General features: G+C 45.5%; 3 protein-coding genes. 1 reads left to right on the forward strand and 2 read right to left on the reverse strand.

Features of this window, described 5'->3' with window-relative positions:
- Positions 1–42: 42 nt before the first annotated feature.
- A complete protein-coding gene (locus tag ACOTX7_RS23455; protein WP_224743091.1) occupies positions 43–1,962 on the forward strand; it encodes an Ig-like domain-containing protein in 1,920 nt (639 codons plus the stop codon).
- Between the two features lie 2,077 nt (positions 1,963–4,039).
- Here ACOTX7_RS23455 and repHI2 read toward each other — a convergent pair.
- Together repHI2 and ACOTX7_RS23465 are read right to left on the reverse strand one after the other, a co-directional pair.
- The gene (gene repHI2 / locus ACOTX7_RS23460) at positions 4,040–5,128 is read right to left on the reverse strand and encodes an IncHI-type plasmid replication initiator protein RepHI2 (RefSeq protein ID WP_000159528.1); all 1,089 of its coding nucleotides are present in this window, start codon (positions 5,126–5,128) and stop codon (positions 4,040–4,042) included.
- A gap of 1,107 nt (positions 5,129–6,235) precedes the next feature.
- A partial coding sequence (locus ACOTX7_RS23465) for an Ig-like domain-containing protein (RefSeq protein WP_421626170.1) occupies positions 6,236–7,230 on the reverse strand: 995 nt, incomplete at its 5' end.

The following is a 7,230-nucleotide window of genomic DNA, read 5'->3' on the forward strand; positions in this document are numbered from 1 at the left end:
AACACAACCCGCTACGGGGGAGACTTACCCGAAATCTGATTTATTCAACAAAGCCCCTCTTCGGGCGTAAGTGATGCAAATGGTATTGATAAGGGCCTAATATATATTTACAGGCAGGACGGTAGCCTCTACAGCACTACACAGATGCAGTATGACGTATCCGGCCAAAAGATGTACCACACTTACTCTAAGAATTCAGTTAAGGGAACCGGAATACCAGACAGCAACCTGGATGAAGACTTTACTGCAAAAGTTGTTATCTTCGATAACGCAGGTAATAGCCGAACGCTGCCAACTCAAAAATTTCGCTACGACAACACGCTGGGTGAGATGACACTGTGGGCCGTTCATGATCCAAATACGTCTTCCAGCGTCGTACCCGGGGTTTCTAATTATCCGGCTTACAAAGCCGGTATGGTCGTTAACGAAAACCCTATTCGATTAGTCTACCGGATCCCAAAATCTAACTACCGTGCTTATTCAGAAGGTGGGCTTCAGTTCATCAATCAATATTCCGCCCCCAAAGAGATAGCTGTAGACAGCACTTATGCTTATGTTGAAATGACTCTTCCCTATGGCTCAATTAATGGGGATATGGCTCGTATGGCGAACTTTGGCCAGTGGGGAGGGTATTATCCGTCATACAGCCTCGTTCTAAACCCATCTGCAAACCAAACGCCTGCATTTGCGGGTACCTGGGTAGATTTCCTCGATGATAAGGGGAACTGGGTTAAGTGGAAGGATTTTGAGAGTGTGGCTTCATCACGACTGCCAATTAAAATTTCCCGACTTCGTTTTAACGTTGAAGCCCGGCCCTTTGCACAAGAGATCGGCGGTAAGGCGACCTGCACCATTCCGGCAGGAAAAACCTCGTGTGAAGCGCCTGAGACGTTTGATATGGCCTTGGGTACCCAGGGCTACAATAGGATCCTTTACTTCGTTCGCAGCATCAGCAATCCCATTTTGCGGTCTGAGCAATGGATTATGACACGCTGGAACAATAAACAACTGCCGGTAATAAACTCGATATCATATGACGAGACTAACAAGCAGCTGGATGTACTGGCGTCACTTGAAGGCGATGGTAACTGGTTCGACTCGGTCTCATTGAGGGAATTTTATCTTTCCGATAAGAACACCGGTACCCGGATGTCACCCACAGGCGTAATCAAATCTCGTATCTCAGGTAACTACACGATTGCTTATGATTTATCCCGTCAGTCTGAAGGAAAATACAACGTTGAGGTCAACATCAGGGACTTCTTCCAGAACCAGACCAATAAAACTTTCGGAGAAATTGCTCTGGATAACACTCCTCCGACAGTGGCCATAACATTCGACGGAAAGCCGGTAAAAGACGATACGGTAGTGTACGGCCTGGAGAACCTCAGGATCGCTCTGGCAGATAATCTGACAACCCCGAGGATAACCCGTCTTCAGCTCGTAGGTGGCCCCACAGCTGATAACGTTGAGCTTACGTGGTCACCGGCAGGCAAAGATACATACATGCCTGAGTATCCGAGGCTGTTCCCAAATTTCGAACCATCTGAAAATTATTCAATTAGCGTAACAGTTGCCGATAGTCAGTCGAATACCAAAACCTATACTCAGAAGTTCAGTTATCTACCGAATAACCTTGTGCAGTTACATAATCTACGCACATTATCGGTCAGTTCGCCTCTCAAAACGACAGATGGCGTACCCCTTGCGTACCTGTCCACTAACGTTCTGCGTAAGACAAATGGAGAAATTGCTAAAGGGGTCCAGAACGCAACGCTGACTGTGCGGAAGGATGCAGCCTTCGGTATTAAATTTAACGGGGCACAGGCGGCTCCAGGTGAGTCAGTTGAGGTGCAAATAGATATGGGCCAGGGGGATAATCTTCTGTTACCCGTTTATCCTTCCGAAAATGGGAAAGTTGGCACCTCAGAATTCATGATTCAGATCGACGAGTTGAAGTAACTACCCGGAGCCGACAGTAAAACTGACGGCTTCAATTTTACTGCCCTCCTTGACTCCGATCAGCCAGTACGTCTTCAGAGATTCGCAAGGAAGAACCGAAAGAAAAGTTACTTTAATCGTACGTTTCCAGCGATGCTTTTAAAAGACAATGCACACTCGTTGATTACGACAATGGGAGTGAGTGTCGAAACCCTTGAGTAAGGATACCCGGTAAATATACAGCCCCGGGGATCCTCTTCCTTCAACCGGGGATGACAACGGTAGTGAGTCCGGCAACTCACTCCCGTTGTCACTTCTCTGACATATCGTCATACGAGCTTACTCAAGTGCATCCACAAAGATGGGATCGTTTTGAATCTAAACTGGTACTGGTTAGCCAGTCACTTGCATCTATTCCCCCGTCGATACTTAAGTGACAATTGTAGTGATCTGCAATACTGGTGTCTCAGAAACACTGACGACGGTAGAGACTCAATACCCTAACCCCTGACAACAGGAGTGAGCTTAGAGGTGTTACGCTGCTGTCACTTAATGCTTGGGAATTGCCTGACTCACAACCATTGTCATCCGGAGCTACTGATTAACGTTGAACCGCTGGACTTTAATGACAGTGGTAGTGATGGATAGGCTCATTTCCATTGTCGTCATTTTATCGGACAAGCCTCTTCGTCCTACAGGTTTAAGCTGACAATGGTAGTGATTGGATGATCTCACTACTGTTGTCACTCAGTTCTTTGAGCGGACCCTTCCCTCGGTTGGTCGGCATTAACAACGGTAGTGACTCGATTGGCTCACTGCCATTGTCATCGTGTAAATGACGTACCTTATCAGCTCAGCTGAAAGCAATGACAACGGAAGTGACTCTAATTGCTCACTGCCATTGTCGTCGTGTCTATTGAGAGCCTTATCAGTGCACCTGAAAAGCAATGACAACGGTAGTGATTCTAATGGCTCACTACCGTTGTCACCGTGTGTATTGAGAGGATGGTCCACTTAACTGGACGTCTATGACAATGGTAGTGACTTTAATAGCTCACTACCATTGTCGGCGTGTGAATTGAGAGGATGATCAGCTCAGCTGTACGGCCATGACAATAGTAATGACTTAATGAGCTCACTACCGTTGTCACCCTGTTAATTAAGAGGCTCATCTGCTCTTCTGGAAGGCTATGACAACGGAAGTGACTTGCTGGGCTCAGTGCCATTGTCGCCGTATGAATTGAGAGGATCATCCGCTCTTCTGGATGGCAATGACAACGGTAATGACTTAATAGGCTCACTACCGTTGTCATCCTGTAAGTTAAGAGGTTGATCTGCTCAACGGGACGACTATGACAACGGTAGTGACTTGCTGGGCTCACTACCATTGTCACCCTGTGAATTGAGAGGTAGATCCGCTTAACCAGACGTCCATGACAACGGTAGTGACTTTCTGGGCTCAATACCGTTGTCACCCTGTGATTTAAGAGGTTGACCCGCTCTACTGGACGGCCATGACAACGGTAGTCACTTTCTGGGCTCACTACCGTTGTCGCCACATAGAATGAGAGGAGCATCAGCTCAGCTGAACGGCAATGACTACAGTAATGAGCTGGATGAAGCATAACCATTGACATCTGGCCCAACCGGAAGCCGTATTCGCCAATCCAATCGAGATTCACAATGGCCGTGACTCGCCGCATTAAGTTCCGGTGTCCTCCCAAAGCTGAACGCACACTCGGAGGACAATGACAATGCCAGTAAGGTACACATCATTACCATTGTCACTATAGCTACCAGAGAAGCCGGGATTTGAATGTCGATGGTAGTGAGTGGGTCAACTCACTGCCATTGTCACCCCGTTACGATATTTTCCGTTGGATGTACTGGCCAATGAAGTAAAGCGTAGAAACCGGGTGTTAACAGGTGACTCAGGAGAAAGCGTTGAATTCGCAATCTCGATCTACATAGGGTGGTAGAGAACAATGACAACGGTAATGACTTTTGACTCATTACCGTTGACGTGAAAGAGCGGGCTGGGACTAACGAAAATCGAAGAAGTAATTTAGCACCCGGAGCCTGAACCGCCGGGTTAACTTTAGCTGGCGTTGCTGTTCTTTTTCTGGCTTCGAAGACTACGAATATAGCGCAGTTCTTCAGCGGTTAAATCATGGACGGTAAGAACATCATCGCCGTCTATCGGGTCAGCTGGTGGGCATAACTCACCTTCTAAAACAGAAGACCCTGAGTTCTCTTCTTCATCTTCAACCACTTCTAAAGGAGGCTGAGTATTGTTCAAATTCAGATCGGGATCCCGCTTATGAATCTGGAAGTATACTTTTCCGTCTTTCTTAATTTCGGTGTACTGGAGGTATCCTATCGATGCCAACTCTTCAAGAGCCTTTCTCACGGTAGCATTCTGACTATTTGCTCGTGTTTTGAGGTTCAGACGATTTTTCAGCCGAGTAAGGGATATCGGTATAGGATTTGGCGGTAATGACTCTATGAACGTATAGAGAGCCTGGGCGCTTTCCTTCTTGGCCAACTCCTTAATTGCCTTCAGCTGCATCAAAACCTTATGATCGTATTGATAGAGCTCGAAAATCTTAGGATCAACCTGAAGGACAACCTGATCTGATTCCGGGTCTAACAGGGCAGACTGTACCAGATGCGTTGTATAGACTTTGGACGAGTTATTACTGGTGAACGACAAGGTAACGGATGCTAACCTGCGTAAGGAGGCGTCTATACGTTTTCTGGACGCTGTAGATGAGCGATAATTTTCAGGCGTACATAGCTTGAGGAATTCAGTGAATTTTAAGCTTATCGTGTCATTGTTAATCGGATGATTGGCATAGGTTCGAATGATGCCCATCCACGTCTTAAAATCTACTGACATATCAAGACGCTCACCGACAATTGAAATATTGGTGAACCCCTCGCTCTCCATTAAAGAGAGCGTCTGTAACTCTTTCGTTGCGTCAAAGCCAACCGTTTTATATTCCCGATTTTGACGCCCCACACTCTTTGGTGATGGGACGAACAGCCCGAGCCGCATCAAAGCAATAGACTGCACCGTACGGTTGCTGTTAGGACGCAAAATGATGTCTTTACCTGATTCTTTCTCTCTAACAGAGAAAGCCCTGGTGACCAGGTCCTGCTGCTCAGTATCTTTCTCTTTAGTCATAATAAGTTATCACTGAATGTGTAAACAGATTGGTGAATAGTAAGCCCCAGCGAACTCTATGTCACTGGATGGATCATTGTGATGATCCATATCTGTGCATAAGTTCTACCTAAAAAAACGACTCCACTCATTAAAACTTGGCAAAAACTCTTTGCATACAATGACCTGCAACTCTTATCAACAACGGATCAGATCAAGTTAAAAAGATCTAATGAAAAGTCACTACTATTGTCGCTCTGATCACTACTGATGTCAAAAAACTCATTACCAACGTTATAATAATCACTACCAATGTCAAAATAATCACTACTGTTGTCACTGATCACGTCTCAGGCCTTGTGCCGTCTGGCCTGGAGGCAGCGGGGATCTCTTTTGATCTATCAGGAACACTAAGGTACTAATTATTGGAACTACCTTGTGGAAAATGGGGATAAATAAATGCTTAGTTCTTATACAGGTCTCAACTTGCCTCCCTGATAAAAACTGTCGTCAAAGCTAAATCACAGCCACAGGCATTTTCGGTGGATAAATTTTTGAGAAATAGAAGCATACATGCAGACTCGTGTCGCAAGTAATTGAAAGTAATAATTTATTTAAATAATGCGAGTCACCTTACCTTACAGTGGAAGTTTAAGTCTAACCTCACTACCATTGTCACTTAAAATCATTACCAACGTCGAAATAGTCTCTACCATTGTCTTTTAAGTCACTCCCGTTGTCACTTATGTCGCTACTGTTGTCAGTGACAATGCTCCAGCCCAGTAACCATGCGGCCTACAGCGTACCGGGATCTTCTTTGTACTCTCTGGCACCTTTGGGATCATTTATTGGATCTACATGAGGGATAAAATCTTTTGACGATTTCGTAGTGCAGTTATACCAGCGACTTAGCAAGACAAAAGCTGCAATTTAGTGACGAGTTACTAGTCTGCCCAACAAGAGCAATGCAGAGAAGATATGTGGTGAAATGACCATGGTAGTGAGTCTAATCACTACCATGGTCCGCAGTAAGCGTTACTTACGCAATGAACGTCGGACTGATTTGCAACAACATGGGCTACGGCGCATCAGAAGACGGCCGTTGTGCTTCAGCAAAACAGCCCTGCTTTATTTTAATTCTTCAATGTTAATCATGAACTCAGATCTGCCTGTAAGGCCGGATACAGCAGGGAAAATAGGAAAGCTACGGCTGTCCCCGAGCCCCAAATCCAGTTGAAGCTCTTTGCTTTCACCTGGCATCGCAGAAACACCATTTACAGTCACGCCGAATGCAGCGTCCTTACGGACAGTAAGCACTGCGTCCTGAAGCCCTGTAGCGATTGAACCATCCTTTTTACGCAGCTGGCTGGCATACAGAACAGCCAGAGGAGTATTGTCAGATGTTTTGAGAGAAGCATTGACAGCTAAGGTTTTCAGATTCTCTAGCCTGACGAGATTGTTTGGAAGGTAGTTAAATTCGACTGAGCTTTCTTTAACGTTGTTCATCTCATCTTTGGCCTGAACTGTGAGAGTGTATGTTTCGCCTTCATTAAGAGACGGAAAGATCTTGGGATAATTAGGTGCATACAGGTTGTTTCCCAGATTCACCCAAGACAATTCCACCGCATCAGAAACAGGGCCACCGCGAAGAGTCATACGGCTTAAGGATGGTTTAGTTAGAGCATCGGTGAGCTGTATACGGACGTTCTCCAGCCCATATACTGTTACGTTTTTGCTGATCGGTTTTCCTTCGTAGCTAATACTTACAGATGGTGCTGTATTATCAACGACAACAGTTTGATAAGGGAGGTTACCGGTATTGTTGAATGTATCTTGGGCATTAATTACCACGTTATAACTGCCTTCTGGTACCTCTTTCATGTTGAACTCATACGTGTAGTTCCCAGACGCCATATTTCTACCTGTTTGTTTGCCGGTTACGCTTATTTCTGCGTTGTTACGGTTTTTATCTGACAACCAAACTCGATTTACATAAACATGGTCGAAATATGAACCATCTCCAGGTTGATTCACGTAAACCTGGAGAATGTTGGTGGTTTCAATGGGCTTTGTTGAATAAATCGAACTTTTGCTGAGTTGAAGGATCAGATCACGCATCTTCC

Source organism: Enterobacter cloacae complex sp. IR5418 (assembly GCF_049238105.1).
Classification (GTDB): domain Bacteria; phylum Pseudomonadota; class Gammaproteobacteria; order Enterobacterales; family Enterobacteriaceae; genus Enterobacter; species Enterobacter hormaechei.

Coding starts and splice junctions, on each gene's coding strand:
- repHI2 (WP_000159528.1), bottom strand. CDS start 5,128: ATGACTAAAGAGAAAGATACTGAGCAGCAGGACCTGGTCACCAGGGCT.